This window comes from Pseudomonas sp. GW821-FHT12A04 (genome assembly GCF_058807755.1).
Window position 1 is genome coordinate 123,197 of sequence record NZ_JBXAQZ010000014.1, and the last position, 24,959, is coordinate 148,155.

26 protein-coding genes and 1 tRNA gene are annotated in these 24,959 nt (G+C 59.8%); 17 read left to right on the forward strand and 10 right to left on the reverse strand.

All coding sequences use genetic code 11. The features are described from left to right. Nucleotides 1-39: 39 nt before the first annotated feature. Nucleotides 40-2,184 (reverse strand): ATP-dependent DNA helicase DinG, encoded by a 2,145-nt coding sequence (gene dinG / locus AC1RS8_RS21990; protein ID WP_007992389.1) that lies wholly within the window; start codon nt 2,182-2,184, stop codon nt 40-42. Nucleotides 2,185-2,283: 99 nt separating this feature from the next. Between dinG and AC1RS8_RS21995 the strand changes: the two genes are divergently transcribed. After that, the gene (locus AC1RS8_RS21995; protein ID WP_154909642.1) at nt 2,284-2,748 is read left to right on the forward strand and encodes a CopD family protein; all 465 of its coding nucleotides are present in this window, start codon (nt 2,284-2,286) and stop codon (nt 2,746-2,748) included. A 153-nt stretch (nt 2,749-2,901) separates the two neighbouring features. Here the strand turns inward: AC1RS8_RS21995 and AC1RS8_RS22000 are convergent, their stop codons facing one another. The 4 genes from AC1RS8_RS22000 to AC1RS8_RS22015 all read right to left on the reverse strand — a co-directional run bounded on the left by AC1RS8_RS22000 (nt 2,902) and on the right by AC1RS8_RS22015 (nt 5,568). Continuing rightward, nucleotides 2,902-3,660, reverse strand: coding sequence for a hypothetical protein (locus tag AC1RS8_RS22000; protein ID WP_090453531.1), 759 nt, complete (start codon nt 3,658-3,660; stop codon nt 2,902-2,904). Next, nucleotides 3,653-3,931: a DUF1145 domain-containing protein gene (locus AC1RS8_RS22005; protein WP_150812938.1), complete on the reverse strand. Its 279-nt coding sequence runs from the start codon at nt 3,929-3,931 to the stop codon at nt 3,653-3,655. The genes AC1RS8_RS22000 and AC1RS8_RS22005 overlap by 8 nt, the downstream gene beginning before the upstream one ends. Nucleotides 3,932-4,079: 148 nt before the next feature. After that, entirely contained in the window at nt 4,080-4,787 is a 708-nt protein-coding gene (locus AC1RS8_RS22010; RefSeq protein WP_218495055.1) for a PA1041 family peptidoglycan-binding anchor lipoprotein, read from the reverse strand. Nucleotides 4,788-4,878: 91 nt separating this feature from the next. Beyond that, nucleotides 4,879-5,568 carry a PA1041 family peptidoglycan-binding anchor lipoprotein gene (locus tag AC1RS8_RS22015; RefSeq protein WP_057716121.1) on the reverse strand — a complete coding sequence of 230 codons (690 nt, stop codon included), beginning with the start codon at nt 5,566-5,568 and terminating at the stop codon, nt 4,879-4,881. A gap of 189 nt (nt 5,569-5,757) precedes the next feature. Here AC1RS8_RS22015 and AC1RS8_RS22020 point away from each other — a divergent pair, with 189 nt between their 5' ends. From AC1RS8_RS22020 to AC1RS8_RS22035, 4 genes are all read left to right on the forward strand, one after another. Further along, entirely contained in the window at nt 5,758-6,255 is a 498-nt protein-coding gene (locus AC1RS8_RS22020; protein WP_090453527.1) for a DUF6231 family protein, read from the forward strand. Nucleotides 6,256-6,259: 4 nt separating this feature from the next. Continuing rightward, nucleotides 6,260-6,736, forward strand: a complete 477-nt coding sequence (locus tag AC1RS8_RS22025) for a YchJ family protein (RefSeq protein WP_057716123.1) — start codon at nt 6,260-6,262, stop codon at nt 6,734-6,736. 87 nt (nt 6,737-6,823) lie between these two features. After that, complete coding sequence (locus AC1RS8_RS22030) at nt 6,824-7,318, forward strand: LEA/WHy family protein (RefSeq protein WP_090453523.1); 495 nt, start codon at nt 6,824-6,826, stop codon at nt 7,316-7,318. Further along, entirely contained in the window at nt 7,315-7,527 is a 213-nt protein-coding gene (locus tag AC1RS8_RS22035) for an SEC-C metal-binding domain-containing protein (protein ID WP_015093814.1), read from the forward strand. The genes AC1RS8_RS22030 and AC1RS8_RS22035 overlap by 4 nt, the downstream gene beginning before the upstream one ends. Before the next feature lie 142 nt (nt 7,528-7,669). Here AC1RS8_RS22035 and AC1RS8_RS22040 read toward each other — a convergent pair whose 3' ends face one another. Beyond that, nucleotides 7,670-8,227, reverse strand: a complete 558-nt coding sequence (locus tag AC1RS8_RS22040) for a cysteine hydrolase family protein (protein ID WP_150812934.1) — start codon at nt 8,225-8,227, stop codon at nt 7,670-7,672. A 194-nt stretch (nt 8,228-8,421) separates the two neighbouring features. Here AC1RS8_RS22040 and AC1RS8_RS22045 point away from each other — a divergent pair, with 194 nt between their 5' ends. The 6 genes from AC1RS8_RS22045 to AC1RS8_RS22070 all read left to right on the forward strand — a co-directional run bounded on the left by AC1RS8_RS22045 (nt 8,422) and on the right by AC1RS8_RS22070 (nt 15,422). Beyond that, on the forward strand, nt 8,422-10,872 hold the full coding sequence (locus AC1RS8_RS22045; RefSeq protein WP_493163558.1) for a penicillin acylase family protein: 2,451 nt from the start codon (nt 8,422-8,424) through the stop codon (nt 10,870-10,872). 352 nt (nt 10,873-11,224) lie between these two features. Continuing rightward, nucleotides 11,225-12,007, forward strand: a complete 783-nt coding sequence (locus tag AC1RS8_RS22050) for a transporter substrate-binding domain-containing protein (protein WP_057716127.1) — start codon at nt 11,225-11,227, stop codon at nt 12,005-12,007. A 56-nt stretch (nt 12,008-12,063) separates the two neighbouring features. After that, a complete protein-coding gene (locus tag AC1RS8_RS22055; protein ID WP_057716128.1) occupies nt 12,064-12,792 on the forward strand; it encodes an ABC transporter permease in 729 nt (242 codons plus the stop codon). Continuing rightward, nucleotides 12,789-13,499 carry an ABC transporter permease gene (locus AC1RS8_RS22060; protein WP_057716129.1) on the forward strand — a complete coding sequence of 237 codons (711 nt, stop codon included), beginning with the start codon at nt 12,789-12,791 and terminating at the stop codon, nt 13,497-13,499. The genes AC1RS8_RS22055 and AC1RS8_RS22060 overlap by 4 nt, the downstream gene beginning before the upstream one ends. Before the next feature lie 26 nt (nt 13,500-13,525). Next, nucleotides 13,526-14,644 (forward strand): succinylglutamate desuccinylase/aspartoacylase family protein, encoded by a 1,119-nt coding sequence (locus AC1RS8_RS22065; protein ID WP_489339906.1) that lies wholly within the window; start codon nt 13,526-13,528, stop codon nt 14,642-14,644. Nucleotides 14,645-14,657: 13 nt separating this feature from the next. After that, nucleotides 14,658-15,422, forward strand: coding sequence for an ABC transporter ATP-binding protein (locus AC1RS8_RS22070; RefSeq protein WP_057716131.1), 765 nt, complete (start codon nt 14,658-14,660; stop codon nt 15,420-15,422). A gap of 132 nt (nt 15,423-15,554) precedes the next feature. On the opposite strand, the gene AC1RS8_RS22075 is transcribed toward AC1RS8_RS22070, so the two are convergent. Both AC1RS8_RS22075 and dcd read right to left on the reverse strand, forming a co-directional pair. Next, complete coding sequence (locus AC1RS8_RS22075) at nt 15,555-15,764, reverse strand: hypothetical protein (RefSeq protein WP_008052149.1); 210 nt, start codon at nt 15,762-15,764, stop codon at nt 15,555-15,557. Between the two features lie 106 nt (nt 15,765-15,870). After that, nucleotides 15,871-16,437, reverse strand: coding sequence for a dCTP deaminase (dcd, locus tag AC1RS8_RS22080; RefSeq protein ID WP_007940589.1), 567 nt, complete (start codon nt 16,435-16,437; stop codon nt 15,871-15,873). 353 nt (nt 16,438-16,790) lie between these two features. Between dcd and AC1RS8_RS22085 the strand changes: the two genes are divergently transcribed. Next, nucleotides 16,791-17,000 carry a cold-shock protein gene (locus AC1RS8_RS22085; RefSeq protein WP_002554837.1) on the forward strand — a complete coding sequence of 70 codons (210 nt, stop codon included), beginning with the start codon at nt 16,791-16,793 and terminating at the stop codon, nt 16,998-17,000. 149 nt (nt 17,001-17,149) lie between these two features. Here the strand turns inward: AC1RS8_RS22085 and AC1RS8_RS22090 are convergent, their stop codons facing one another. Beyond that, nucleotides 17,150-18,157: a DUF481 domain-containing protein gene (locus tag AC1RS8_RS22090; protein WP_489339905.1), complete on the reverse strand. Its 1,008-nt coding sequence runs from the start codon at nt 18,155-18,157 to the stop codon at nt 17,150-17,152. A gap of 130 nt (nt 18,158-18,287) precedes the next feature. Here AC1RS8_RS22090 and AC1RS8_RS22095 point away from each other — a divergent pair, with 130 nt between their 5' ends. The 4 genes from AC1RS8_RS22095 to AC1RS8_RS22110 all read left to right on the forward strand — a co-directional run bounded on the left by AC1RS8_RS22095 (nt 18,288) and on the right by AC1RS8_RS22110 (nt 23,110). Further along, nucleotides 18,288-18,674, forward strand: coding sequence for an MGMT family protein (locus tag AC1RS8_RS22095; RefSeq protein ID WP_219733057.1), 387 nt, complete (start codon nt 18,288-18,290; stop codon nt 18,672-18,674). Nucleotides 18,675-18,718: 44 nt separating this feature from the next. Further along, nucleotides 18,719-20,278, forward strand: coding sequence for an AmpG family muropeptide MFS transporter (locus AC1RS8_RS22100; protein ID WP_057716135.1), 1,560 nt, complete (start codon nt 18,719-18,721; stop codon nt 20,276-20,278). A gap of 143 nt (nt 20,279-20,421) precedes the next feature. Next, nucleotides 20,422-22,137 carry a proline--tRNA ligase gene (locus AC1RS8_RS22105; RefSeq protein ID WP_057716136.1) on the forward strand — a complete coding sequence of 572 codons (1,716 nt, stop codon included), beginning with the start codon at nt 20,422-20,424 and terminating at the stop codon, nt 22,135-22,137. 19 nt (nt 22,138-22,156) lie between these two features. Beyond that, on the forward strand, nt 22,157-23,110 hold the full coding sequence (locus AC1RS8_RS22110) for a hypothetical protein (protein ID WP_057716137.1): 954 nt from the start codon (nt 22,157-22,159) through the stop codon (nt 23,108-23,110). A gap of 111 nt (nt 23,111-23,221) precedes the next feature. Here AC1RS8_RS22110 and dinB read toward each other — a convergent pair whose 3' ends face one another. Beyond that, complete coding sequence (dinB, locus tag AC1RS8_RS22115; protein ID WP_057716138.1) at nt 23,222-24,283, reverse strand: DNA polymerase IV; 1,062 nt, start codon at nt 24,281-24,283, stop codon at nt 23,222-23,224. Nucleotides 24,284-24,583: 300 nt separating this feature from the next. Between dinB and AC1RS8_RS22120 the strand changes: the two genes are divergently transcribed. Then, nucleotides 24,584-24,660, forward strand: a tRNA-Met gene (locus AC1RS8_RS22120). The last annotated feature ends 299 nt before the right edge of the window (nt 24,661-24,959 follow it).

Sequence of the window (24,959 nt, forward strand, 5' to 3'; positions counted from 1 at the left end):
AGAGAGACAACGCGGCGGGCAAAACTGCCCACCGGTGCTTCAGGAAATTTCTCGACGGAACGGCGGCAACGCATTGAGGATGGCTTTGCCATAGCGCTGGGTCACCAGGCGCCGGTCGAGTAAGGTGATGGTGCCGCGGTCTTCTTCGGTGCGCAGCAAGCGACCGCAAGCCTGGACCAGTTTCAGCGAGGCGTCCGGCACGGAGATTTCCATGAACGGATTACCGCCCCTGGCTTCGATCCATTCGGCCAGCGCCGCTTCGACCGGATCATCGGGTACCGAGAAAGGAATCTTGGCAATGACCACGTGCTCGCAATAGGCGCCGGGCAAGTCGACCCCTTCGGCGAAGCTCGCCAGGCCGAACAACACGCTGGAATCGCCGCCATCGACCCGCGCCTTGTGCTTGTTCAGGGTTTCCTGTTTCGACAGGTTGCCCTGGATGAACACTTGCTTGCGCCAGTCGCGGTCCAGGCCGTCGAACACGTCCTGCATCTGTTTGCGCGAGGAAAACAGCACCAGCGTACCCCGCGAACCTTCGACCAGCTCAGGCAAATCACGAATGATCGCGGCGGTATGCGCCGCTGCATCACGGGGATCGGCGTTCAGGTTCGGCACCCGCAACACACCGGCGTCGGCATGATGAAAGGGGCTTGGGACCACGGCGGTCACGGCTTTTTTCGGCAGGCCAGCGCGCATGCGAAAGCGATCGAAGGTGCCGAGGGCCGTCAAGGTCGCCGACGTCACCAGGCAGCCATACGCCACGTTCCACAGGTTGCGCCGGAGCATTTCCGCCGCGAGGATGGGGCTTGCATTTACCTCGATATCGAACAGCGAGCCGCTTTCGGCCAGGGTCAGCCAGCGCGCCATGGGCGGGTTGTCTTCCGGGTCTTCGACGGTGAAGGCGGTCCACAACTCCCAGTTGCCGGAAGAACGCGACAACAAGCTGCCGAACAGCGGATACCACTCCTCGGCCTGGTTGCTGGCGATGCCAATGTTGACCTCGCCGTCCATGCCTTCCTTGAGCAACTCGGTCAGGCGAGTGAACAAATCGGTCAGCCGCGCGAAGCCTTTCTTCAGCTCGATGCCCATTTCACGCATGTGCTCGGGAATCACCCCGCCGACGAATCGGTGACGCGGGCGCTCGCGGCCTTCGACGTCTTCGCCGGGCTTGAAATCGGCAATCTGCTCGCACGCGGTGAACATGAACTGTTGCTGGGTCTTGATCTCCCGCGCCAGTTCCGGCACCTGCTCGATCAACTTGCCCAGGTCCCCCGGCAATGGGTGCTGGGCCAGAAGTTTGGTGAGGTTCTTGGCAGTGGTTTCCAGCCAGTCGGCGGTGGAGCGCAGGCGCGTGTAATGGGCGAAGTGGCCGATGGCCTTGTCCGGCAGGTGATGGCCTTCGTCAAACACGTAGATGGTGTCGCGCGGGTCCGGCAGCACGGCGCCGCCGCCCAGGGCCAGGTCGGCCAGTACCATGTCGTGGTTAGTGACGATCACGTCGACCTTGCCCATGCCTTCGCGGGCCTTGTAGAAGGCGCACTGGCCGAAGTTCGGGCAATGACGGTTGGTGCACTGGCTGTGATCGGTGGTCAGGCGCGCCCAGTCGGCGTCTTCCAGGGCGGTGGACCAACTGTCGCGGTCGCCGTCCCACTTATTGCCGGCGAGTTTTTCGATCATGCTGGTGAAGAGCTTCTGACTGGCCTCGTCGACCTCGATCTTGAAACCTTCTTCTTCGAACAACTGAGCGGTGGCGGTCTGCGCGTGGCCTTCCTGGAGCAACATGTCGAGCTTGGACAGGCACATGTAGCGCCCGCGTCCCTTGGCCAGGGCGAAGCTGAAATTCAGCCCGCTGTTGCGCATCAGGTCAGGCAAGTCCTTGTAGACGATCTGCTCTTGCAGGGCCACGGTGGCCGTGGCGATCACCAGGCGCTTGCCGGCGGCCTTCGCCGTGGGAATCGCCGCCAGGCTGTAGGCCACGGTCTTGCCGGTACCGGTGCCGGCTTCCACCGCGACAATCGCGGGGTCGCCACTGCGCCGGCCTTCGTCGTCGGTGTCGATGTCACCCAGGACCTTGGCGACTTCGGCGATCATCAGGCGTTGGCCGTAGCGCGGCTTGAGGCTCTTGGCTTCGAGAAAACGCGAGTAGGCGCCCTGGATCGTGGTTTTGAGTTCAGTGCTGATCATGGATTGTCGGGCGCAAAAAACGCTGGATAAATTTTCAGTAGTTCGGTTCGGTCGCTATCATACCCCGCTAATGAATCCCGCGCAGAACGGAGTAACCCAATGACACCTTTTAGCCTCATTTATAGCCTGCACGTACTGGCGGCCCTGGTCTGGGTCGGCGGCATGTTTTTCGCCTGGATGGTCCTGCGCCCCGCCGCAATCAAGGCACTTGAAGGCCCAGCCCGACTGAAGCTGTGGGTAGAAGTGTTTCAAGGCTTTTTCCGCTGGGTCTGGGTGGCGGTGGTGCTATTGCCAGTCAGCGGCGTGGGCATGCTGCACATGCAATTCAACGGTTTTGAAGCCGCGCCGCGTTATGTGCAGGTGATGATGGGCTTGTATGTGGTAATGACCGCGCTGTTCATCCGCATTCAGGCGCTGATGCTGCCGGAACTGCGCACCGCCGTGGCCGAGCAGGATTGGCCAGCCGGTGCAGCAGTGCTGGGACGGATCCGCCGGTTGGTGGGGATCAATCTGCTGGTAGGGTTGGCTTTGGTGGTGATTGCCGCGGCCCGGCCGATGTTTTGATTCTGCCGAACTTTTGTGGCGAGGGGGCTCGCCCCCGTTCGGCTGCGAAGCAGTCTTAAACCAGACACCACTAACCTTCGCGATTGCCGGAAATGGGGCCGCTTCGCGGCCCAACGGGGGCAAGCCCCCTCGCCACAGGGCTTTCGGCGCTTCTTACAACCGCTGCACAGTCACCGAACCAGCGGCACCTTCTGGCCCAGGCTGACCATCAGCCCCAGGTTTACCGCTCTTGCCACCATCGGCCTTGTAAATCAGGCAGCCCTTGGCCTTGCCACCCGCGCCCGGTTTGCCGCCCGGGCCGGCCAGGCCACCGGCTCCGCCAGCCACCTGAACCTTGATCCGGTCTGCCGGGAAGTCGTGCGGCACTGCCAGTTTGACCAGCGCCCCCGGTGCTCCCGGCTGACCATTGCTGCCATCGCTGCCATCAGCACCGCGACCGGCCTGACCCCATGTGCAGCCCGGTTCCTGGCCGTTACCCCCATCAAGACCAACGAACCCCGGTGCACCCGCACCACCGCGAGCATCAACGGTCAATTGCGCTGCGTTCAGTGTCTTGATCTGCAAATCAAGGCTGCGCCCGGATCGAGCGGCCTTCTGGTAGGTCCCGGGTGAGCCACGGGAGGTGATCTGGCTGCCTTCGGACAAATCAGCGCGACGGACCTTCAGCGCCAGCGCCTGTTCCCCCGGCACGATGGCAATGCGCGCTTCACGCCCCAGATGCAATTCACCCACGGTGACTTCGGTGACGTTCGAAGGAATCAGCAAGGTGCCGTAATCGGCCACTTCCAGGCGTTCCAGTTGCAGGGCGCTGGCGGTGTTGGGCAAGCGCATCAGCGAGTTGGGTTCGACACTCACCACCTGTGCGCAGGCCAATGGGCTGATGAGTGCGGCGAGCAGACAGAGTTTACGCATGGGAAGCCTTCGAAGCGGTGGGGGCTGGAATGGTTTGCAGGTGGAATACGCCGAAAATGACGATCTTAAGGCGGTCAAGCCAGGGATGGGCGCGACCTCGAAGGCTGCGATAGCACAGCAACGCTTCCAGAAGATGGATGAACCCCAACAGGCCGCCGGCCAGGTTGACCAACGGGTGCAGCGGAAAGACAAACGGTGTGAGCAGATTGACCAGCACTACCGCCCAGAACAGCAAGGTCAGTAATCGCCCCAGTCCCCATATGACTTTCATACGCGCCCCCGATGAGAATTATTGTTTGCGCGCACAGTAACGGCTTCCACGCGGGATAAGCCAGAGGGCAACGGAAAATTCTTCATGGAGGCCGCCGAACGGCCGTCGCAGCGATCACACCAGTCGCTCGACGGCTCTATCTCTTGGCTCAGCGGTTTATATGCAGTTCCACGCGACGGTTTTTCGCACGGCCTTCTTCTGTTTCGTTGTCGGCAATCGGTTGGCTCTCGCCCTTGCCTTCGCTGGTGATTTTGTTCGGCGCCACACCCTGGCTCAACAGGTATTCCGCCACGCTGCTGGCACGCCGCTCCGACAAGGCCTGGTTATAGGCATCCGAACCGACACTGTCGGTGTGGCCGACCACCTTGATGCTGACCACATCGGCATCCTCGAACTTGCTCATCAACGCATCCAGTTGACTCTTCGCCGTCGGGGTCAGCTCGGATTGATTGAAGACAAACAGTACATCGCTCAGAGTAATGACTTCGGATTGCGCAGGCTCGACCTGGACGCTGTCCGGGTACTGCGGCACCACGCAACCGCGATGGTCGACCGGGGTATTGGCAGGGGTATCAGCGCAACGGTCGCGTCGGTCGAAAACGCCGTCGCCATCTTCGTCGCCATCCTGGGCATAGCAGATCAAGCCGCCGGACAAGATACCCAGCGCCGCCCCACCCCCGGCCCAGGCACTACTCTCGATTGCGCCCAGACCACCACCGACCAGACCGCCGATGAGGCTGCAAATTGGCCAGGTGCGTTGATTGAGGGGGGCGGTGCCATCGCTGTGGGTCGCGCAGCCGGTCAAGAGGCTGCCAAGTAGCAGAACCGGCAAGACGGTCCTTGTGAGAACGATCATGTTGAAAGCTCCTGTGTCCCCGGCCAATACCGGTTACACAGGAGTAAAGACCCGCATCCGCGACTGCACAAGGCGCGGATGCGAGGGGGGCCTAACGCTGGATTTTGATTTCGGTACGACGGTTCTGTGCACGACCGTCAGCGGTTTTGTTGTCTGCAACCGGCTGGCTTTCACCGGCACCGACAACCGACACGAAGTTGCTGCGAGGTACGCCTTGATCGATGAGGTATTCAACCACCGAGTGGGCGCGTTTATCCGACAGTTTCTGGTTGTAGGCGTCGCTACCCACGCTGTCGGTATGGCCGGTTACGGTCAGTTGAGCAGTCGGGGCTTCGGCTTTCAGGCGAGTGGCAATCTTGTCGAGTACCAGTTTGTCGGACGAGGTAAGCGTGGCTTTATCAAACTGGAAGTGGACATCGCGAATGACGATGGTTTCTTCCTGGACCACAACCGCTTCTTCGACCACAGGCGCAGGTGGTGGGCAACCGTTGGCATCGACTTGAACGCCTTTAGGCGTGCCTGGGCACTTGTCGCGACTATCCGGCACACCGTCGCCGTCTTCGTCGCCATCACCGTGCACCCAGCAATAAGCCGCTGCCGTACCGCCGACGAGCAGAGCACCATACCCTGCCCATGCCGAGCTTTCGGTCGCTCCGAGGCCCGCACCCACGACACCACCAACAGCCGCACAGGTCGGCCAGTCGGTTTTCTGCAAACCTGCGCAACCAGTCAAGACACTGGTTAGCAGAACCAAGGGTAATGCTGTCCGAACTATGCTCATCTAGTTTTCTCCTGAAGGATCGGCTTAGAACCGATTCAGGTAGTAAAGACCCGAGTTTTAAACTCCGCCAGCAATAGGCCATGCTGTTTATTCGCGTATTAACGGCAGCTTGGCGCTTTTGTCGCCAAGGCGCTCTAGGCCCGAACGTAAGGGCAGGCTAGTCTTGGCAGATCTGATTGAGGATCTTCGATGACTGCAGGTATTTCTTCACGCACGCCACAACAGGCACTGGCCGCGTTACTCGACCGATATGCCCCCGCACGTCTGTTGTTGATCGGCGCCAGCGAGTTCCCGGCACTGGAGGCTTTCAAACTCGCTCACCCGGACAGCTGCGTCGCTTTCGCCGCCCCCGGGCCGTTGCCCGACGAGTTGGCGGCCCGCCGTTTCGACCTGGCCCTGGTGGTCGATTGCCTGGAGCATCTGCCCAAGCGCGACGGCCTGAACCTGCTGGGTGGCATCCGCAACCTCAACGCCAGCCGCATCGCGGTGCTGGCGGATCTGCCGGCCTGTGGCTGGCAGGAAACCGACTTTTTCTCCCTGGCCCTGCAAGCCAGTGAACGCTTCCAACGGGACGAACAGGTCCTGACCCTGTTTACCTACGATCTGCTTGAATACAAACAAGTCCCCGACTGGCTCAATTCGCGCTTCTGGGCCAATCCGGAAAACTTCGGGAAATACTGGTGGTAATGCAATGAGTACATCCATTTGCCCTTGCGGCAGCGGCACCCTGCTCGACGCCTGCTGCGGTCACTACCATGCCGGACACCCGGCGCCGTGCGCGCAAACCTTGATGCGCTCACGCTACAGCGCCTATGTGCTGGGGTTGGTCGACTATCTGGTGGCCACCACCCTGCCCGCCCAACAGGCCGGCCTGGACCGTCAATCGATCAGCGACTGGAGCGCGCAAAGTACGTGGCTGGGCCTTGAGGTGGAAAGCTCCGAAGTGCTGGGCGGCCAGCCTGAACACGCTTTCGTGACCTTCACCGCGCGCTGGCACGACAGCAATGGCGAGCACAGTCATCGAGAGCGCTCATCCTTCGTACAGAACGCCGGGCGCTGGTATTTCATCGACCCGACCGTGCAACTCAAACTCGGGCGCAATGACCCTTGCCCGTGCGCGAGTGGGCAGAAGTTCAAGAAGTGTTGTGCGGGGTACTTCAGCAGCTAGTACATGGAATGACTGACCACCACGCAGGAGCTGTCGAAGGCTGCGATCCTTTGGGTCTAGACTGGAGCTCAAGGGAGAAACACCACGATGATCATCCGCCGCTGCGCACTCTGTCTGCTCACCTTGTTCCTGACACTGGGACTCGGCGGCTGTGCCTCGTGGTTCGACGACGACTTGCCGGACCCCGAGGTCCATCTGGTGAAGATCGAGGTGGTCAACGCCAAACTGCTGGAACAGAAACTCCTCCTGCATTTTCGCATCGACAACCCCAACGACAGCGACCTGACCGTGCGCGGTCTGGAGTACCGCGTTCACTTGGGCGACATACTGCTGGCCGACGGCGAGTACGAACACTGGTTCACCATCAGCCCCAGGCACAGCGCTTACTTCAAGGTACCGATCCGCACCAACCTGTGGTCCAAGGTCCGTGATCTGGCCAAACTGCTGAAAAAATCCGATCAACCCATTCCCTATCGTCTGGAAGGTGAACTGGAAACCGGTATATTCATCACCCACTACGTGCACCTGACGCGCAATGGCGTGATAATCGCCGCCGATTTAATTCCGGAGCAACACCGATGACCCAGCAACCCCATGTCCACGGCCCTGACTGCAATCACGATCATGATCATGACCATCACCACCATGATCACGACCACGGCCATGTCCACGGTCCGAACTGCGGCCACGCTCACCAGGAACCGGTGCGCAATGCCCTGAAAGACGTCGGCCGCAACGATCCGTGCCCATGCGGCAACGGCAAGAAATTCAAGAAGTGCCACGGCGCTTGATGCTTCGGGCGAAGACTTGCTTCGCCTGTTGAATCGCAATCCTCTCCTGTGGGAGCGAGCTTGCTCGCGATGACGGCAGCACATCAACTATCAATGTGTCAGTCAGACCGCTATCGCGAGCAAGCTCGCTCCTACAGGTTTTTCAGTCAGCCGTTAATACACATGCGGTGCTGACCACCGTCGCATACTCACCGTGCAAATTCCCCAGCGACATCGCATGCACCACTTCGGCGCTATGGGCTTGGCCAAAGAAATCAGCCTTGTCGAAGGTAAAGCACGCATCCTCGGCCACCCACGTATCAAACCCCAGGTTGCCCGCGGTACGCGCCGTGGACTCCACCGAGTTGTGGGTCGCGACACCGACGATGATCAACTGCCCGATCCCTGCCTCGCGCAACTGCGCCTCCAGCCCCGTCGAACAAAACGCATCCGGCACCTGCTTCTGGATCAAGCGTTCACCGGCCATTGGCTCAAACCGTTCCTGAAACTCCACCCCCGACTGCTGCGGCCAGAACACCGAGTCCTCCGAGCGCGACAGGTGCTGCACATGGATCACCGGCCTAGCGGTGCATCGCCAATGGCCAAGCAAGTCCAGCATGCGCGCTTCGGCCTCTGGATTATTCCTGCGGCCAAGTCTGGGGTGCAGGATGCCCTTTTGTTGATCGATGATGATCAGTGCCGCGTTTGCCTTGAGCTCCATGCCGACTGTTCTCCTGGATTGTTGAGCGTTTCGCACTTCAACATCTCCCATTGCGACTGACAAGACTGCGATCTTTCCGGTTTATCAGACAAATCCTGAAATAACCTTGTACCCCGCTTGCGCGGCCACCTCCCGCTCACTAACGTAGCGCCTTTATTGCGCGCCGCCGCCTCTACCCCCGCAGGAGCTTTGCCATGGCCTCGCCAGCCCTTACTCATTTTCTACCCCGGTTCGGCGTTGCCGCAGCAGTGGCCGGTGTGTTGAGCCTGACCGGTTGTCAGAACTTCAACGCCCAGGACACCCTCCCGCCGACCTCCGGCGTACAACCACTCAAGGGCCTGGCGCAGAGCGTTTCGGTGCGCCGCAATGCCATGGGCATGCCGCTGATCGAAAGCAACAGCTTCCACGACGCGCTGTTCACCCTCGGTTATGTGCATGCCAGCGACCGCATCACCCAGATGGCCACCCTGCGCCTGCTGGCCCAGGGCCGTCTGGCCGAGATGCACGGTGCGGACCTGCTGGATGCCGACCGTTACATGCGGGCGGTCAACCTGAAGAAAAGTGCTGGCGAGCTGTACAAGGCCTCTTCACCGCGCCTCAAGCGTTTCTTCGAAGTCTATGCGCGCGGGGTCAACGCCTACCTGTTCCGCTACCGCGACAAACTGCCGGCGGATCTGGCAGCCACCGGCTACAAGCCTGAGTACTGGCAGCCGGAGGATTCGGCGCTGATTTTCTGCCTGCTGAACTTCAGCCAATCGACCAACCTGCCGGAAGAAATTTCCTCGCTGGTACTGGCCCAGACCGTCACCACCGACAAACTTGCATGGCTGACGCCGTCGGCTCCCGACGAAAAACTGCCGGTCGCCGAAAGCGAAAAACTGCAAGGCCTCAAGCTCAACGGGCAAGTACCGGGGCTGGCCGAACTCAGCAAAGCCACGGGCCAACTGTCGGACCTGAACCTGTTGGGCGCCACTTCGTCGAACAACTGGGCCATCGCTCCACAACGCAGCCGCAGCGGCAAGAGCCTGCTAGCCAGTGACAGTCATGGCCCGCTGGGCGTGCCGTCATTGTTCAGTTACGTGCAGATTCGCACGCCGAAGTATCAGGCATCCGGCGTGACCATCGCAGGTCTGCCGATGGTGCTTGGAGGTTTCAACGGCAAAGTGGCGTGGAGCATGACGTCCGTGATGGGCGACAACCAGGATCTGTTCCTGGAGAAGATCAAGCGCCAGAGCAACGGGCTTACCTACGAAAACGCCGGGAAGTGGCAGCCGGCGATCGTGCGCAACGAAACCTATTTCGTCAAAGGCCAGCGGCCGATTCGCGAAGCGGTGTACGAAACCCGCCATGGCCCGCTGCTCAACAGCGCCCAGGGCACCACGCTGGCCAATGGTTTCGGCCTGGCCTTGCAGACGCCGAACTTCACCGACGACAAGACCCTGGACGCGCTCTTCGACCTGTCCCGCGCCCAGAGTGTCGAGAAAGCCTCGGATGCCAGCCGCGAAATCCGCGCCATTGCGATGAACCTGGTATTCGCCGACGCGAATCACATCGGCTGGCAAGTCACCGGCCGCTACCCGAACCGTCGCGAAGGCGAAGGCTTGCTGCCCTCGCCGGGCTGGGAAGGTCGATACGATTGGGACGGTTACGCCGACCCAATGCTGCACCCGTACGATCAGGACCCGGCTCAGGGCTGGCTCGGCACCGCCAACCAGCGGGTCATTCCCCATGGCTACGGCATGCAGCTGTCCAATTCCTGGGCCGCTCCGGAGCGCGGCGAGCGCCTGGCCGAACTGGCCGGTGCAGGCAAACACGACAGCCGCAGCCTGATCGCCATGCAATACGACCAGACCACCACCTTCGCTGCCAAGCTGAAGAAAATGTTCGAAGCGCCGGGTATGGCCCAGCCACTCAAACAAGCCATGGACGCCTTGCCGGCGGCCGATCGCGCCAAGGCACACGAAGCCTACAGCCGCTTGATGGCGTTCGACGGCAAGCTCGGCCCGACCTCCACCGATGCGGCCATCTACGAACTGTTCCTGCAGGAAAGCACGCGGCAGATCTTCCTCGATGAACTGGGCCCGGAAAGCAGCCCGACGTGGAAAGCTTTTGTCGCCGACGGCAAGTTGTCCTACGCGGCCCAGGCCGATCACCTGCTCGGGCGTGAGGACAGCCCGTTCTGGGATGACGTGCGCACCGCACAGAAAGAGGACAAACCGGCCATCCTCGCCCGCAGCCTCGCCGCCGCGATCAGCGCCGGCGACAGTCAGTTGGGTGGCGATCACAAAGCCTGGCAATGGGGCAAACTGCATCGCTATGAATGGAAAAACAGCAGCGGCCAGACCGTACGCGGACCGTTGCCGGCCGGTGGCGATCACACCACTCTCAACACCGCCGCCTTCGCCTGGGGCCAGGACTTCAACACCACCCTGGCGCCAGCCATGCGCTTTATCGTCGACTTCGGCCAGTCCGAACCGCTGATGGCGCAGAACGGCACCGGCCAGTCCGGCAACCCGGCCAGCCCGAACTACCTCAACAGCATCGAGCCGTGGTTCAAGGGCCAGTACATGAGCCTGCCGATGCAGCCGCAGAACTTCGACAACGCCTATGGCAAGGCGCGGTTGACGCTGACACCCGGTAAATAACCCAGCCCTTTACTTGCCCGCGATAGCGGTCTGACATTCAAAATAGAGGTTGAATGTTGAATCGTAATCGCGGTTGCGCTGACTCAAGGACAAGTCATGTAACGAGGTGGAGTGCCCGGCCCTGCGAAACCTGCTCGGTCAATCCGTTCTTTTGTGGCGAGTTGATTTGGTGCACCCATTTCCCTGCGCCCGTTTTCGTGCATAAATCTGTCTCCGGCCATTTCCAAGTACCTAAATAAAACGCTTGTTCGGCACTCTGGTTCGGAAATTGCTACTTTCAACAGGTCTTACGCTTTCCAGTAACAATAATTCTGCGCCACAAGCGCTCATATTGGTTTTTAGGGATTGAATAATGAAAAAAGCATTGCTGACCCTTTCTGCACTGGCGTTGTGCATGGCGGCTGGTTCCGCCATGGCGAAGGAGTACAAAGAACTGCGTTTCGGCGTTGACCCTTCCTACGCACCGTTCGAATCGAAAGCGGCCGATGGCAGCCTGGTAGGCTTTGACATCGATCTGGGGAACGCGATCTGCGCCGAACTGAAGGTCAAGTGCAAGTGGGTCGAGAGTGACTTCGATGGCATGATTCCGGGCCTGAAAGCCAATAAATTCGACGGCGTGATCTCGTCGATGACCGTTACCCCGGCCCGTGAAAAAGTCATCGACTTCTCCAGCGAGTTGTTCTCCGGCCCAACCGCCTACGTGTTCAAGAAAGGCTCCGGCCTGACCGAGGACGTCGCTTCGCTGAAGGGCAAAACCGTAGGCTACGAGCAAGGCACCATCCAGGAAGCTTACGCCAAAGCCGTTCTCGACAAGGCCGGCGTGAAAACCCAGGCCTATCAGAATCAGGATCAGGTGTATTCCGACCTGACTTCCGGCCGTCTCGACGCAGCGATCCAGGACATGCTGCAAGCCGAACTGGGCTTCTTGAAGTCACCAAAAGGTGAAGGCTACGAAGTCAGCAAGCCAGTCGACAGCGAACTGCTGCCTGCCAAAACAGCGGTCGGTATTAAGAAAGGTAACACCGAGCTGAAAGCACTTTTGGATAAAGGTATCAAAGCGTTACACGATGATGGCACCTACGCCACCATTCAGAAGAAACACTTTGGCGATCTGAATCTGTACAGCGGCAAATAATGCCCGGCGCCCATCTCTCGATGGGCGCTTTTTTCATCCGATCAGGTTGCTGATTTATGTTCGAAACCTTATTAGAAAATCTGGGGCTCTCTGCCTTCAGCCTCAAGGGCTTCGGTCCGCTGCTGATGCAAGGCACCTGGATGACGATCAAGCTGTCGGCGTTGTCGCTGTTGCTGGCCGTGCTGCTCGGGCTGCTCGGCGCCAGTGCCAAGCTGTCAAAAGTCAAACTGATGCGCGTGCCTGCCCAGCTCTACACCACACTCATTCGCGGCGTTCCAGACCTGGTCCTGATGCTGCTGATCTTCTACAGCCTGCAAACCTGGCTGACCTCGTTTACCGATTACATGGAATGGGAATACATCGAGATCAACCCGTTCAGCGCCGGGGTCATCACCCTGGGTTTCATCTACGGTGCGTACTTCACCGAAACCTTCCGTGGCGCGATTCTCGCCGTCCCACGGGGTCAGGTCGAAGCGGCCACCGCCTATGGCCTCAAGCGCGGCCAGCGTTTCTGGATCGTGGTGTTCCCGCAGATGATGCGTTATGCCCTGCCGGGTATCGGCAACAACTGGATGGTGATGCTCAAGGCCACGGCCCTGGTGTCGATCATCGGCCTCGCCGACCTGGTCAAGGCTGCCCAGGACGCCGGTAAAAGTACCTATCAGCTGTTTTATTTCCTGGTGCTTGCCGCGCTGATCTACCTGGTGATCACCAGCGCGTCCAACGTCATCCTGCGCTGGCTCGAACGTCGTTACTCCGCCGGGACCCGGGAGGCCGTACGATGATCGAACTCCTGCAGGAATACTGGAAACCCTTCCTCTATAGCGACGGCAACAACATCACCGGCCTGGCCATGACGATGTGGTTGCTCAGCGCTTCGATCTTCATCGGTTTTATCGTGTCGATCCCGCTGTCCATCGCCCGTGTATCGCCGCACTTCTACATCCGTTGGCCGGTGCAGTTCTATACCTACCTGTTTCGTGGCACGCCGCTCTATATCCAGCTATTGATCTGTTACACGGGGATCTACAGCCTGGCCGCCATTCGGGCCCAGCCCGTACTGGACGCGTTCTTTCGCGATGCGATGAACTGCACGATCCTGGCCTTCGCCCTGAACACCTGCGCCTACACCACGGAGATCTTCGCCGGGGCCATCCGCAGCATGAACCACGGCGAAGTCGAAGCGGCCAAGGCTTACGGCCTGACCGGCTGGAAACTGTATGCCTACGTGATCATGCCATCGGCCTTGCGTCGCTCGTTGCCGTACTACAGCAACGAAGTGATCCTGATGCTGCACTCGACCACCGTGGCCTTCACCGCGACCATCCCGGACGTGCTCAAAGTTGCTCGGGACGCCAACTCGGCGACCTTCCTGACCTTCCAGTCGTTCGGAATCGCCGCGCTGATCTACCTGACCGTCACTTTTGCGCTGGTCGGCCTGTTCCGCCTTGCCGAACGCCGATGGCTAGCCTTCCTCGGGCCGACCCACTAGGTCTCAACCTGCTTCAGGAACAACAGATGCGCCACCAGAAACATGACCTGCTGGCCCCACTGCCGGGGACCGCGAGACAGATCCACAGCTTTCACTTCGGCCCTCAGTCGGCCAACGGCAAGATCTACATCCAGGCCTCCCTGCACGCCGACGAAATGCCCGGCATGCTGGTGGCCTGGCACCTCAAGCAACGCCTGGCGGAGCTGGAAGCCGCCGGGCGCCTGCGCAGCGAAATCGTGCTGGTGCCCATCGCCAACCCGGTGGGCCTGGAACAGGTGCTGATGGATGTGCCGCTGGGTCGCTACGAGCTGGAAAGCGGCCAGAACTTCAACCGCTGGTTCGTCGACCTCAGCGAGGAAGTCGGCAACGCGATCGAAGGCAAGCTCGGTGACGATCCGCAGCACAACCTGCAATTGATCCGCAGCAACCTGCGCGACGCGCTGGCCCGGCAGACCGCCGGCACCCAATTGCAATCCCAGCGCCTGACCCTGCAGCGACTGGCCTGCGACGCCGACATGGTGCTCGACCTGCATTGCGATTTCGAAGCGGTCGCGCACCTCTACACCACACCTGAAGCCTGGCCGCAAGTCGAGCCGCTGGCCCGTTACATCGGCGCCCAAGCCAGCCTGCTGGCAACCGATTCCGGTGGCCAGTCGTTCGACGAATGCTTCACCCTGCTCTGGTGGCAATTGAAGGATCGCTTCGGCGAGGACTTCGACATTCCGCCGGGCAGTTTTTCGGTGACCGTCGAACTGCGCGGTCAAGGCGACGTCAATCACCCGCTGGCCAGCCTCGATTGCCAGGCACTGATCGATTACCTGATCCATTTCGGCGCGATCGCCGGCGAACCCGCGCCCCTGCCCGACCTGCCCTATCCGGCGACACCGCTGGCCGGTGTTGAGCCGGTGGCCACGCCCGTCGGCGGCCTGCTGGTATTCACCGCGCGGCCGGGACAGTACCTGGAAGCCGGCCAACTGATCGCCGAGATCATTGATCCGGTCAACGATCTGGTCACTCCCGTTCATTGCGCCACAGCCGGGGTGATGTACGCCCGCTCGCTGCGCCGCATGGCCACTGCCGGCATGGTGATCGCCCACGTCGCGGGCACCGAAGCCTATCGCAGCGGCTATCTACTTTCGCCTTGAGGATGCACGCCCCATGTACAAATTGACCATCGAAGGCCTGCATAAAAGCTACGGCGACCATGAAGTCCTCAAAGGTGTTTCGCTCAAGGCCAAAACCGGCGACGTCATCAGTCTGATCGGCGCCAGCGGCTCGGGTAAAAGTACCTTTCTGCGTTGCATCAACTTCCTGGAACAACCCAACGATGGCGCCATGAGCCTCGACGGGCAGAACATCCGCATGATCAAGGATCGTCACGGCATGCACGTGGCCGACGCCAATGAACTGCAGCGGATTCGCACCCGTCTGGCCATGGTGTTCCAGCATTTCAACCTGTGGAGCCACATGACGGTGCTGGAAAACATCACCATGGCGCCGCGCCGGGTGCTGGGCTGTGACAGGAAAGAAGCCGAGGATCGCGCCCGGCGCTACCTCGACAAGGTGGGGCTGGCCCCCCGTGTGGCTGACCAATACCCGGCATTCCTGTCCGGCGGTCAACAACAACGGGTAGCGATTGCCCGTGCACTGGCCATGGAGCCGGAAGTCATGCTGTTCGACGAACCGACTTCGGCGCTGGACCCGGAACTGGTGGGTGAAGTGCTCAAGGTGATCCAGGGCCTGGCCGAAGAAGGCCGGACCATGATCATGGTGACCCACGAAATGAGCTTCGCCCGCAAAGTGTCGAGCCAGGTGTTGTTTCTGCACCAGGGCCTGGTGGAGGAAGAAGGCGCACCGGAAGAAGTGCTGGGCAATCCGAAAAGCGAGCGGTTGAAGCAGTTCCTCAGCGGCAACCTGAAGTAACACCTGACAAAAAACCTGTGGGAGCGGGCTTGCTCGCGAATGCGGTCTGACATTCAACATTTGTGTTGTCTGGCACACCGCTTTCGCGAGCAAGCCCGCTCCCACATTTTTTGATCTGTAGTGTCTGGATTATCAGACTACTGGCGCAGGCGGCGGCTCATCCGGCAGCGTAGGCTCGCCCGGTTCATTAGGCTGCTCGTTCGGGGTATCAGGATCAGGCTGGCCGGGAATACCCCCTGCCATGCTGACGGGCGGGTGTGCCAACAAGGACCAGGCCAGAACGCCAACCTGATTGGGTTCAAGCCTTGCCAGTTCGGCACTGATTCGCGGATCGATCTTCATTCGGCACTCCTGAGCGATGACCCGACCCACCTTGCGCGGATCGGAACAGTACACCCATAGAGTGTACGCCCGCTCAGGAATTCCCGGCATTTGCCAGACGGTTGACTCAGGTGCGAGGCAGGGTCACGCCACGCTGGCCCTGATACTTGCCGCCACGGTCCTTGTAGGACACTTCACACTCTTCGTCAGACTCAAGGAACAGCATCTGTGCCACGCCCTCGTTCGCGTAGATTTTCGCCGGCAGATTGGTGGTGTTGGAGAACTCGAGGGTCACGTGACCTTCCCACTCAGGCTCGAGCGGTGTGACGTTGACGATGATGCCGCAACGCGCATAGGTGCTTTTACCCAGGCAAATGGTCAAAACGTTACGCGGAATGCGGAAATATTCGACGGTGCTGGCCAGGGCGAAGGAGTTCGGCGGAATGATGCACACGTCGCTGTGGATGTCGACGAAGCTGCCGGCATCGAAGTTCTTCGGGTCGACGATGGCCGAATTGATGTTGGTGAACACCTTGAAATGATTGGTGCAACGCACATCGTAGCCGTAGCTCGACACGCCGTAGGAGATCACACGGCTATCGTCGCTGCCGCGCATCTGGCGCTCGACGAATGGCTCGATCATGCCGTGTTCCTGCGCCATGCGGCGAATCCACTTGTCCGATTTGATGCTCATGGCGGGTGTCCTGAATAGCGAGGTCGAAAAATTCTGTCCGGCATCTTACCGGGCGCGCCGCCGGGTTCAAAGTCCGCGGTGCAATTCTCGCCGAACAGGCGGGAATTACCTGCGCTGGCGACGAACCGTCACACCGCCGATCCTTAAAACAGAGAAACCTGTGCAAGAAGCATTGGCACGTTCCGGAAAAAGGGTTAAGGTGGCGTCACTGTGCTGCTTGTGTCACTGAGAATCTCTACACGATATGTTGAATTTCGATCCAACCATCTACAAGAATTTTTCCTGCTCTTTGCACTCAGTCTCGGCCAGGGTTCTTCCTGAGTCGCAGTTATCTTTGTTCAAGGAGTTACACCATGTCTAATCGCCAAACCGGTACCGTTAAGTGGTTCAACGATGAAAAAGGCTTCGGCTTCATCACTCCACAATCCGGTGACGACCTGTTCGTTCACTTCAAAGCTATCCAGTCCGACGGCTTCAAAAGCCTGAAAGAAGGCCAACAGGTTTCTTTCATCGCTACCCGCGGTCAGAAAGGCATGCAAGCTGAAGAAGTTCAAGTTATCTAACTTGTACTTGCTTTAGTAAAAAGCCCCGCCCTCAACAGCGGGGCTTTTTTGTGGGCGGGTGTTTTGTCCACACAAAAAAGATCGCCGCCTTCGACAGCTCCCGGGTTGACCCTGCAGGCGCTGTCGAAGGCGGCGATCTTTTGATGCTCTTACCAGGTCACGCCAAACCCTGCGGTGTAGCGTGTCTTGTCCAGATCCGCATCGTCGGCGCCGCTAATGATATCGCGTTCCGCCTTCAGGTTCAGCGAAGCCCAGTCAGTCACCTTGTAGCGCAACCCCATCTCGGCATCGAGCGCGTAGTCGGCCACGCCCGACAGCGGCTTGCCGACCTCACCATTGGTGAAGAACTCGACACGTTTGCCGATCAGGTAGCGGTTGTAGTCCCACTTCATGGCCAAGGCGTAGAAATTTTCCTCGCTGCCATCGGAGAATTCATAGTCCGTGCGGTTGACCAGCGAGCCCAGGGAGAACGCCCCGAGTTCGTTATCCCAGAACTGATAGCCGGGACCGGTACCGACGGTGCGTTGACGGGAAAGATCTTCGACCTTGTCGCGCTTGTAGACCAGGCGCCCCTGCCAGAACCATTGCTCGGTCAGGAATCGGTCGATGGAGTATTCCGCCCGCCAGTTGTCCGTGGTCACCACGTCGTCCTGGAACTCACGGTTGTACTCACCTTCAGCGGTGTGCCGCCAGCGCCCGTGTCGCGCACTGGTCTTGAAGTCGATGTCGTAGTCATCGGTGTCGTTTTCCGCCCGCTGATAATCCAGCGCGACATCGACGTTGCCTTTCCACACCAGATCCTCGACCACCGGTTTTGGCTTGAGAATCTGCTGGATGCTCGCCAGTTCGACCGTCTTCGGTCCCTCGCCGTTGGCCAGCGTGACCTTGCCGTCGTCCGCCGCTTTCAACGATTTGGCTTTCTCACCACTGTAGGCATCCTGCTTGACCAGCAACTCCTGATCGCTGTCCAGGGTCTTGACCTGTTTCCAGTCGATCGTCACCGCATCGGCGTACTCGGTCTGGATCAGCAGCTTTCCGCCATCGAACAGCGTGATCTTGCCGCTCAGCTTGTCACCGTTCTTCAACCACACGGTATCGGCCAACAAGGGAGAGGATGCGCCAAGGACGGCGAGACACAGCAGGGATCTGGACAACATAAACAAAATACAGGCTCAGGCTTGCGAGAAAAGTCGGCATTATCCGTAGGAACAATGCCCTGACAAGGACTGACCCGACTATTTCTGTTGAGTTCATTTCTCAACTTCCTGCGCAGGAATTACTCTACAGATGGTAAGGCAAACTTCTTCAGGACTGACGGACGTGACCGATCCAACCGAAGACCCCGAGAGTGCAGCGCAAATCCGACGCACGGCGCTGTATTTGACACTGGCACAAGTACCCGAGGGCAAAGTCGTCAGCTACGGCCAGTTGGCCGAGCTCGCAGGACTGGGTCGCGCCGCCCGCTGGGTCGGGCGCACCCTCAGTCAACTGCCCGGCGACAGCAAGTTGCCCTGGCACCGTGTTCTGGGCGCAAACGGGCGTATCAGCCTGCCGGTCGGCAGCCCTTCGGGTGATGAGCAGCGCGCACGATTACGCATGGAGGGCATCAGTGTCCTGAATAATCGTGTTGATATTCAGCGCCATGGCTGGCGTCCGGTAGAGCACAGCGGTTAGAGTGCGCGCTTTGTTTCCGTATTTCTTGAGGCAGACTCCAGCCCATGCCCCGTAAAACCTGGCGCGCCGCGCTCGCCGCTTATGCCAGCCCCTCGACACTCGTGCTGTTGCTGCTTGGTTTCGCCGCCGGCCTGCCCTACATGCTGGTGTTTTCGACGCTTTCAGTCTGGCTGCGTGAAGCCGGCGTGGCGCGTGAAACCATTGGCTATGCAAGCCTGATCGGCCTGGCGTATGCCTTCAAATGGGTCTGGTCACCCCTGCTCGACCAATGGCGACTGCCATTGCTCGGCAAACTCGGTCGACGAAGGTCCTGGCTCGTGCTGTCCCAGGCACTGGTTATCCTTGGCCTGATCGGGATGGGTTTCTGCGACCCGCAAAAGCATTTGTCCTGGCTGATCGCCATTGCCGTCGTCGTCGCTTTCGCATCAGCGACGCAGGACATCGCGGTCGATGCCTACCGTCTGGAAATCGCCGAAGACAACCGCCAGGCCGCACTGGCCGCCAGTTACATGTCCGGTTACCGGGTCGCCGCGCTGCTGGCTACCGCAGGCGCGCTGTACTTCGCCGAAGGTTTTGGCTCCACCGGCTTCAACTACAAGCATTCGGCCTGGGCCGGCACTTACATCCTGTTCGGTGCCCTGATGGTCCCGGCACTGCTGACATCCCTGTTCATGCGCGAGCCGCCAGTACCATTGCGCACGCAACTGCAGGCCGGGCGCTACAGCTTCGTGCATCAACTGGCCTCGGTGTTCGTGCTGATCGTATTGCTGGTGTCCGTGCCGGCCATGTTCACCCAGCTCTACAACACCGACTTCGCCAGCGTACTGTTCGAAGGCGAGAGCCTGCTCGACCTGCTGCTGGAGGACCGCGCCTTCCTGCGCGCGATTCTCTATACCACCCTCACCGCCCTGTGCCTCTCGGCCATGGGCCGCCGCGGCCTGGCGCCAGTGCTGACACCCGTCAACGACTTCATCCTGCGATACCGCTGGCAAGCGCTGCTGCTGCTCGGCTTGATCGCCACCTATCGGATGTCCGATACGGTCATGGGCGTGATGGCCAATGTGTTCTACATCGACCAGGGCTTCACCAAGGACCAGATCGCCAGCGTCAGCAAAATCTTCGGCCTGATCATGACCCTGGTCGGCGCCGGCATGGGCGGCCTGCTGATCGTGCGTTTCGGCATCCTGCCGATCCTGTTCATCGGCGGTGTCGCCTCCGCGGCGACCAACATCCTGTTCCTGATGCTCGCCGACATGGGCCCCAACCTGAACATGCTGGTGCTGACCATCTCCCTGGACAACTTCAGCTCGGGCCTGGCGACCTCGGCGTTCGTCGCCTACCTGTCGAGCCTGACCAACCTCAAATTCTCCGCCACCCAATACGCCCTGCTCAGCTCGATCATGCTGCTACTGCCACGCCTGATCGGCGGCTACTCCGGGGTCATGGTGGAGAAGTTCGGTTATCACGACTTCTTCCTGATTACCGCCCTGCTGGGCGTCCCGACCCTGCTGTTGATCGCCTTGCACTGGTTCCAGGAGAACCGCCGTGAAGGTCCGACACCTACACCGGAACCGGTGCATACCCCGGTCGCCGAAGAATCGTAGGTTCGTTACGCAGGAAGAATCATGGAGGGCCGAGTGAATCGCGCCCTCCTGCCACACCACCGACCGCACGCCTGTACGCCAGCGGATCTCGCCCGTACAATGCTCCGTCATATCTCGTCATCAGCAATCGATAACGGCCAACCATGCGCACCAGTCAATTTTTGCTCGCCACACAAAAAGAAACGCCTTCCGACGCGGTCGTGATCAGCCACCAGCTGATGCTGCGCGCCGGCATGATCCGCAAACTCGCCTCAGGCCTGTACACCTGGCTGCCGATGGGCTTGCGGGTAATGCGCAAGGTCGAAGCCGTCGTTCGTGAAGAAATGAACGCTGCCGGCTCTCTCGAAGTGTTGATGCCAAGCACGCAACCGGCTGAGCTGTGGCAGGAATCCGGGCGCTGGGAAGAGTACGGCCCTGAATTGCTGCGCTTCAAGGATCGCCACGGTCGCGACTTCTGCGCCGGCCCGACCCACGAAGAAGTCATCACCGATCTGATGCGCAACGAATTGAGCAGCTACAAGCAGCTGCCGATCAACCTGTACCAGATCCAGACCAAATTCCGTGACGAAATCCGCCCACGCTTCGGCTTGATGCGCGGCCGCGAATTCATCATGAAGGACGCCTACTCCTTCCACGCCGACCAGCCTTCGCTGCAGGTCACCTACGACCGCATGCACCAGGCCTACTGCAACGTGTTCACCCGTCTGGGCCTGAAGTTCCGCCCTGTAGAAGCCGACAACGGCTCCATCGGCGGTGCCGGCTCCCACGAGTTCCACGTACTGGCCGAATCCGGTGAAGACGACATCGTGTTCAGCAACGGCTCCGACTACGCCGCCAACATCGAAAAAGCCGAAGCCGTGCCTCGCGAAACCTCGCGTGCCGCTGCGACCGAAGAGCTGCGCCTGGTCGACACGCCGAACGCCAAGACCATTGCGCAACTGGTCGAAGGCTTCAACCTGCCGATCGAGAAAACCATCAAGACCCTCGTGGTGCATGCTGAAGAGAAAGGCAAGCTGATTGCCCTGATCATCCGTGGCGACCATGAGCTGAACGAAATCAAGGCCGCCAACCAGCCAGGCGTTGCCAGCCCGCTGGTCATGGCCTCGGAAGGCGAACTGCGCGAGGCCATTGGCGCCGGTGCCGGTTCCCTCGGCCCGCTGAACCTGCCGCTGCCGATCATCATCGACCGTTCGGTCGAGCTGATGAGCGACTTCGGCATCGGTGCCAACATCGATGATAAACACTACTTCGGCGTGAACTGGGAACGCGACCTGCCTGTTCCGACCGTTGCCGACCTGCGCAACGTCGTGGCCGGCGACCCGAGCCCGGACGGCAAGGGCACCCTGGAGATCAAGCGCGGCATCGAAGTCGGGCACATCTTCCAGCTGGGCAACAAGTACAGCAAAGCGATGAAATGCGAAGTGCTGGGCGAGAACGGCAAGCCGGTCACCCTGGAAATGGGCTGCTACGGCATCGGTGTGTCTCGCGTGGTGGCGGCTGCCATCGAGCAGAACAACGACGAAAACGGGATCATCTGGAGCGACACCCTCGCGCCGTTCCAGATTGCCCTGGTGCCGCTGCGCTATGAAACCGAGCAGGTTCGCGAAGCCACCGACAAGCTGTACGCGCAACTTACCGCTGCCGGCTTCGAAGTGCTGCTGGATGACCGTGACAAGAAAACCAGCCCGGGCATCAAGTTCGCGGACATGGAGCTGATCGGCATTCCACACCGGATCGTGGTCAGCGACCGCGGCCTGGCCGAAGGCAACCTGGAATACAAGAGCCGTACCGAGGCCGACGCACAAGCGCTGCCGGTCGCCGACGTACTGTCCTTCCTTCAGGCCCGCATCCGCCGCTGATAGCAGATATAGAGACGTCATGTTCAAGCGAAACACCTTAGGCCTCGGTGGTGCCGCCTTGTGCGGCGCCCTGCTGGTCAGCGGCTGTGCCAATCAAATGTCACAACGCAGCGAGCACGAGGAACGTGTCGAGCGCAAATTGCTCGATCACAGCCTGCAGATCGATGTCGGTGAGCCCAAGGTGCTTGAGCTTCCGCAACGGCGGGTGAAAATCCACGAGCAGAAGACTTTCGAAGTCACCGAATACGAAGTCACGCGTCACTACGACCGCTATACGCCGTACCAACCCTGGCGGGAGATTTACGAAATCCCGCTGGGCGCGGTGGCCGTGGTAGCGGGTGTCGGTGCCAACGTGGTCAATGTGTTCGCCCTCGGCAATTTGCCGGACAGCGTGACCAAGGACTGGCTGAGCTACGGTTTCGCCGGGCTCAACCCGTTCATGAACGTGCAGTCCCATGGTCGCGCGCAGCAGAACCTGGCCGGCATTGATGAAGTCCAGCGCGACAAGCGCACGGAGTACTCAAGCCTGCCCTGGAGCGAGCGCCCGGTCGAGGTCAAGGCCGGCAAGGAAACCTTCGAACTGACCACCGACAAAAACGGCGTGTTGCGCCTGAATCTGTTGGACAACCCGTTCGCCGAACATGACATCAATCACCTGAGCCGATTGCTGATTCGTGTCGAGGATGCCAAGGACGACGTACACACCGACTCCTCGCTAGCCGTCAGCAGCACCTTGCGCAGCAAGCTCTATGAGGCCCACGGGCTGATTTATGACGATCTCGAGGGCGACGAAGTCAATCAGTGGGTCCACCGGGTCAAGCGCCTGTCGGAGCTGGGTCTTGAAGAGGAAGCCAGTGAACTGGAACAGAGCCTGATCGAACTGACACGCAATGATCCCGAATTGCAGACTGAGTTCCTGAAGTCACTGGCCCGCAATGGCGAGCGACTGGTAGCGAATCCGGGGCTGAACTAAACGCGAGCAGGCTCGCTCCCACATAGGATTTCAGGTGTTCACAAATCCAATGTGGGAGCGAGCCTGCTCGCGAAGGCGGCCTGACATTCACCACCAAACCTCTATCTTCCGCTACCGCTCAAACAACTCCATCTGCTCGAACCCACCCCGCAAGTCCTCCAGCCGCACCCCGACACCCAACAACCGCACCGGCTTACCGCCGCGATTGAAGGCCTGGGTCAGCATCAACTGATAACTGCCCAGATCCCGCCCTGCCCCGGCCTGCTCCAATGTAGTCTGGGTGAAGTCGTGGAACTTCACTTTGACGAATGGCTTGCCCGGACGATAGCTGCTGTCGATCCGCGCCATGCGACCGGCCAGGGTCTCCAGCAGCTCGGGCAACTTGTCCAGGCAGCTCTTCAGGTCCGGCAGGTCAACGTCGTAGGTATTTTCAACACTGATCGACTGACGACGACTGTCGTTGTGCACCACACGGTCGTCGATCCCACGGGCCAGGCTCCAGAGTCGCTCGCCAAAGCTGCCGAACTCACGCACCAGCGCCAACTTGTCCCACTCGCGCAATTGCAGGCAATCGGTGATACCCAGCTTGCCGAGCTTGTCGGCGGTGACTTTGCCGACCCCGTGCAATTTGCTCACAGGCAAACCACTGACAAAGTCCTCGACCTGATCCGGAGTGATGACAAACAAGCCGTTGGGCTTTTTCCAGTCACTGGCAATCTTGGCCAGAAACTTGTTCGGCGCCACACCCGCCGACACGGTGATATGCAACTGGTTGGAGACCCGACGCCGGATGTCCTGGGCGATTCGCGTTGCACTGCCTGCGAAATGCGCGCTATCCGACACATCGAGGTACGCCTCATCGAGCGAGAGCGGCTCGATGATCTCGGTGTAATCGCGAAAGATTGCATGAATTTCCCTGGACGCTTCTCTATAGGCGTCCATGCGTGGCTTGACGATGGTCAGGTCAGGGCACAGCTTCAAGGCATGCCCGGAGGACATCGCCGAACGCACCCCGTACGCTCGCGCCTCATAATTGCAGGTGGCGATCACCCCGCGCCGGTCCGCCGACCCACCTACCGCCAGTGGTTTACCGGCCAGGCGTGGGTCGTCGCGCATTTCGATGGCTGCATAGAAGCAGTCACAATCGACGTGGATGATCTTGCGTTGGGTCATAGCAAAGCTGTGTTCATGGCAAGGAAAAGGCGTCATGGCGTGCCGGACAAACAGTATCTCACCGACACCTGTATATAGCACCAGTAGTCTGAATGTTCTTTTCCAATTGTAGGAAGAGTCGATTGTGAATTTATTTTTTCAATCGAAAAAATACTTTCAATAGACTCGCAGGCCTTGTCCTGCCTGCCTCACAGACCGGCCGACCTCCCCTTTTGAACGCTAAGCGATTGAACGGGAAGAGGTTTTATCGGAATTGGAGGTTGACACCCGAGCGCATCTCTATAGAATGAGCCACACAGACGCGGGATGGAGCAGTCTGGTAGCTCGTCGGGCTCATAACCCGAAGGTCGTCGGTTCAAATCCGGCTCCCGCAACCAAACATCAAAAAAGGCTACTCGAAAGAGTGGCCTTTTTTGTGCGCGCTCGTTTTGTAGCACCGAACGCCGAAACAAGGCCTGGACGCTCAACGAAACCGAAACCGGAAATCGTTCTGATTCCGAAACTTAGGCCATCCCTGCGACCGTTTGCCGCGATTCAACATTTATTTGACCTGCTTCAGGATTAACGGTTGACACCCCGGCGCATCTCTATAGAATGCCGCCACACAGACGCGGGATGGAGCAGTCTGGTAGCTCGTCGGGCTCATAACCCGAAGGTCGTCGGTTCAAATCCGGCT

Bases quoted from the DNA above. Each gene is read 5' to 3' on its own strand.
- dinG (WP_007992389.1), bottom strand. From the start codon at position 2,184: ATGATCAGCACTGAACTCAAAACCACGATCCAGGGCGCCTACTCGCGT.
- AC1RS8_RS21995 (WP_154909642.1), top strand. From the start codon at position 2,284: ATGACACCTTTTAGCCTCATTTATAGCCTGCACGTACTGGCGGCCCTG.
- AC1RS8_RS22000 (WP_090453531.1), bottom strand. From the start codon at position 3,660: ATGCGTAAACTCTGTCTGCTCGCCGCACTCATCAGCCCATTGGCCTGC.
- AC1RS8_RS22005 (WP_150812938.1), bottom strand. From the start codon at position 3,931: ATGAAAGTCATATGGGGACTGGGGCGATTACTGACCTTGCTGTTCTGG.
- AC1RS8_RS22010 (WP_218495055.1), bottom strand. From the start codon at position 4,787: ATGATCGTTCTCACAAGGACCGTCTTGCCGGTTCTGCTACTTGGCAGC.
- AC1RS8_RS22015 (WP_057716121.1), bottom strand. From the start codon at position 5,568: ATGAGCATAGTTCGGACAGCATTACCCTTGGTTCTGCTAACCAGTGTC.
- AC1RS8_RS22020 (WP_090453527.1), top strand. From the start codon at position 5,758: ATGACTGCAGGTATTTCTTCACGCACGCCACAACAGGCACTGGCCGCG.
- AC1RS8_RS22025 (WP_057716123.1), top strand. From the start codon at position 6,260: ATGAGTACATCCATTTGCCCTTGCGGCAGCGGCACCCTGCTCGACGCC.
- AC1RS8_RS22030 (WP_090453523.1), top strand. From the start codon at position 6,824: ATGATCATCCGCCGCTGCGCACTCTGTCTGCTCACCTTGTTCCTGACA.
- AC1RS8_RS22035 (WP_015093814.1), top strand. From the start codon at position 7,315: ATGACCCAGCAACCCCATGTCCACGGCCCTGACTGCAATCACGATCAT.
- AC1RS8_RS22040 (WP_150812934.1), bottom strand. From the start codon at position 8,227: ATGGAGCTCAAGGCAAACGCGGCACTGATCATCATCGATCAACAAAAG.
- AC1RS8_RS22045 (WP_493163558.1), top strand. From the start codon at position 8,422: ATGGCCTCGCCAGCCCTTACTCATTTTCTACCCCGGTTCGGCGTTGCC.
- AC1RS8_RS22050 (WP_057716127.1), top strand. From the start codon at position 11,225: ATGAAAAAAGCATTGCTGACCCTTTCTGCACTGGCGTTGTGCATGGCG.
- AC1RS8_RS22055 (WP_057716128.1), top strand. From the start codon at position 12,064: ATGTTCGAAACCTTATTAGAAAATCTGGGGCTCTCTGCCTTCAGCCTC.
- AC1RS8_RS22060 (WP_057716129.1), top strand. From the start codon at position 12,789: ATGATCGAACTCCTGCAGGAATACTGGAAACCCTTCCTCTATAGCGAC.
- AC1RS8_RS22065 (WP_489339906.1), top strand. From the start codon at position 13,526: ATGCGCCACCAGAAACATGACCTGCTGGCCCCACTGCCGGGGACCGCG.
- AC1RS8_RS22070 (WP_057716131.1), top strand. From the start codon at position 14,658: ATGTACAAATTGACCATCGAAGGCCTGCATAAAAGCTACGGCGACCAT.
- AC1RS8_RS22075 (WP_008052149.1), bottom strand. From the start codon at position 15,764: ATGAAGATCGATCCGCGAATCAGTGCCGAACTGGCAAGGCTTGAACCC.
- dcd (WP_007940589.1), bottom strand. From the start codon at position 16,437: ATGAGCATCAAATCGGACAAGTGGATTCGCCGCATGGCGCAGGAACAC.
- AC1RS8_RS22085 (WP_002554837.1), top strand. From the start codon at position 16,791: ATGTCTAATCGCCAAACCGGTACCGTTAAGTGGTTCAACGATGAAAAA.
- AC1RS8_RS22090 (WP_489339905.1), bottom strand. From the start codon at position 18,157: ATGTTGTCCAGATCCCTGCTGTGTCTCGCCGTCCTTGGCGCATCCTCT.
- AC1RS8_RS22095 (WP_219733057.1), top strand. From the start codon at position 18,288: ATGGTAAGGCAAACTTCTTCAGGACTGACGGACGTGACCGATCCAACC.
- AC1RS8_RS22100 (WP_057716135.1), top strand. From the start codon at position 18,719: ATGCCCCGTAAAACCTGGCGCGCCGCGCTCGCCGCTTATGCCAGCCCC.
- AC1RS8_RS22105 (WP_057716136.1), top strand. From the start codon at position 20,422: ATGCGCACCAGTCAATTTTTGCTCGCCACACAAAAAGAAACGCCTTCC.
- AC1RS8_RS22110 (WP_057716137.1), top strand. From the start codon at position 22,157: ATGTTCAAGCGAAACACCTTAGGCCTCGGTGGTGCCGCCTTGTGCGGC.
- dinB (WP_057716138.1), bottom strand. From the start codon at position 24,283: ATGACCCAACGCAAGATCATCCACGTCGATTGTGACTGCTTCTATGCA.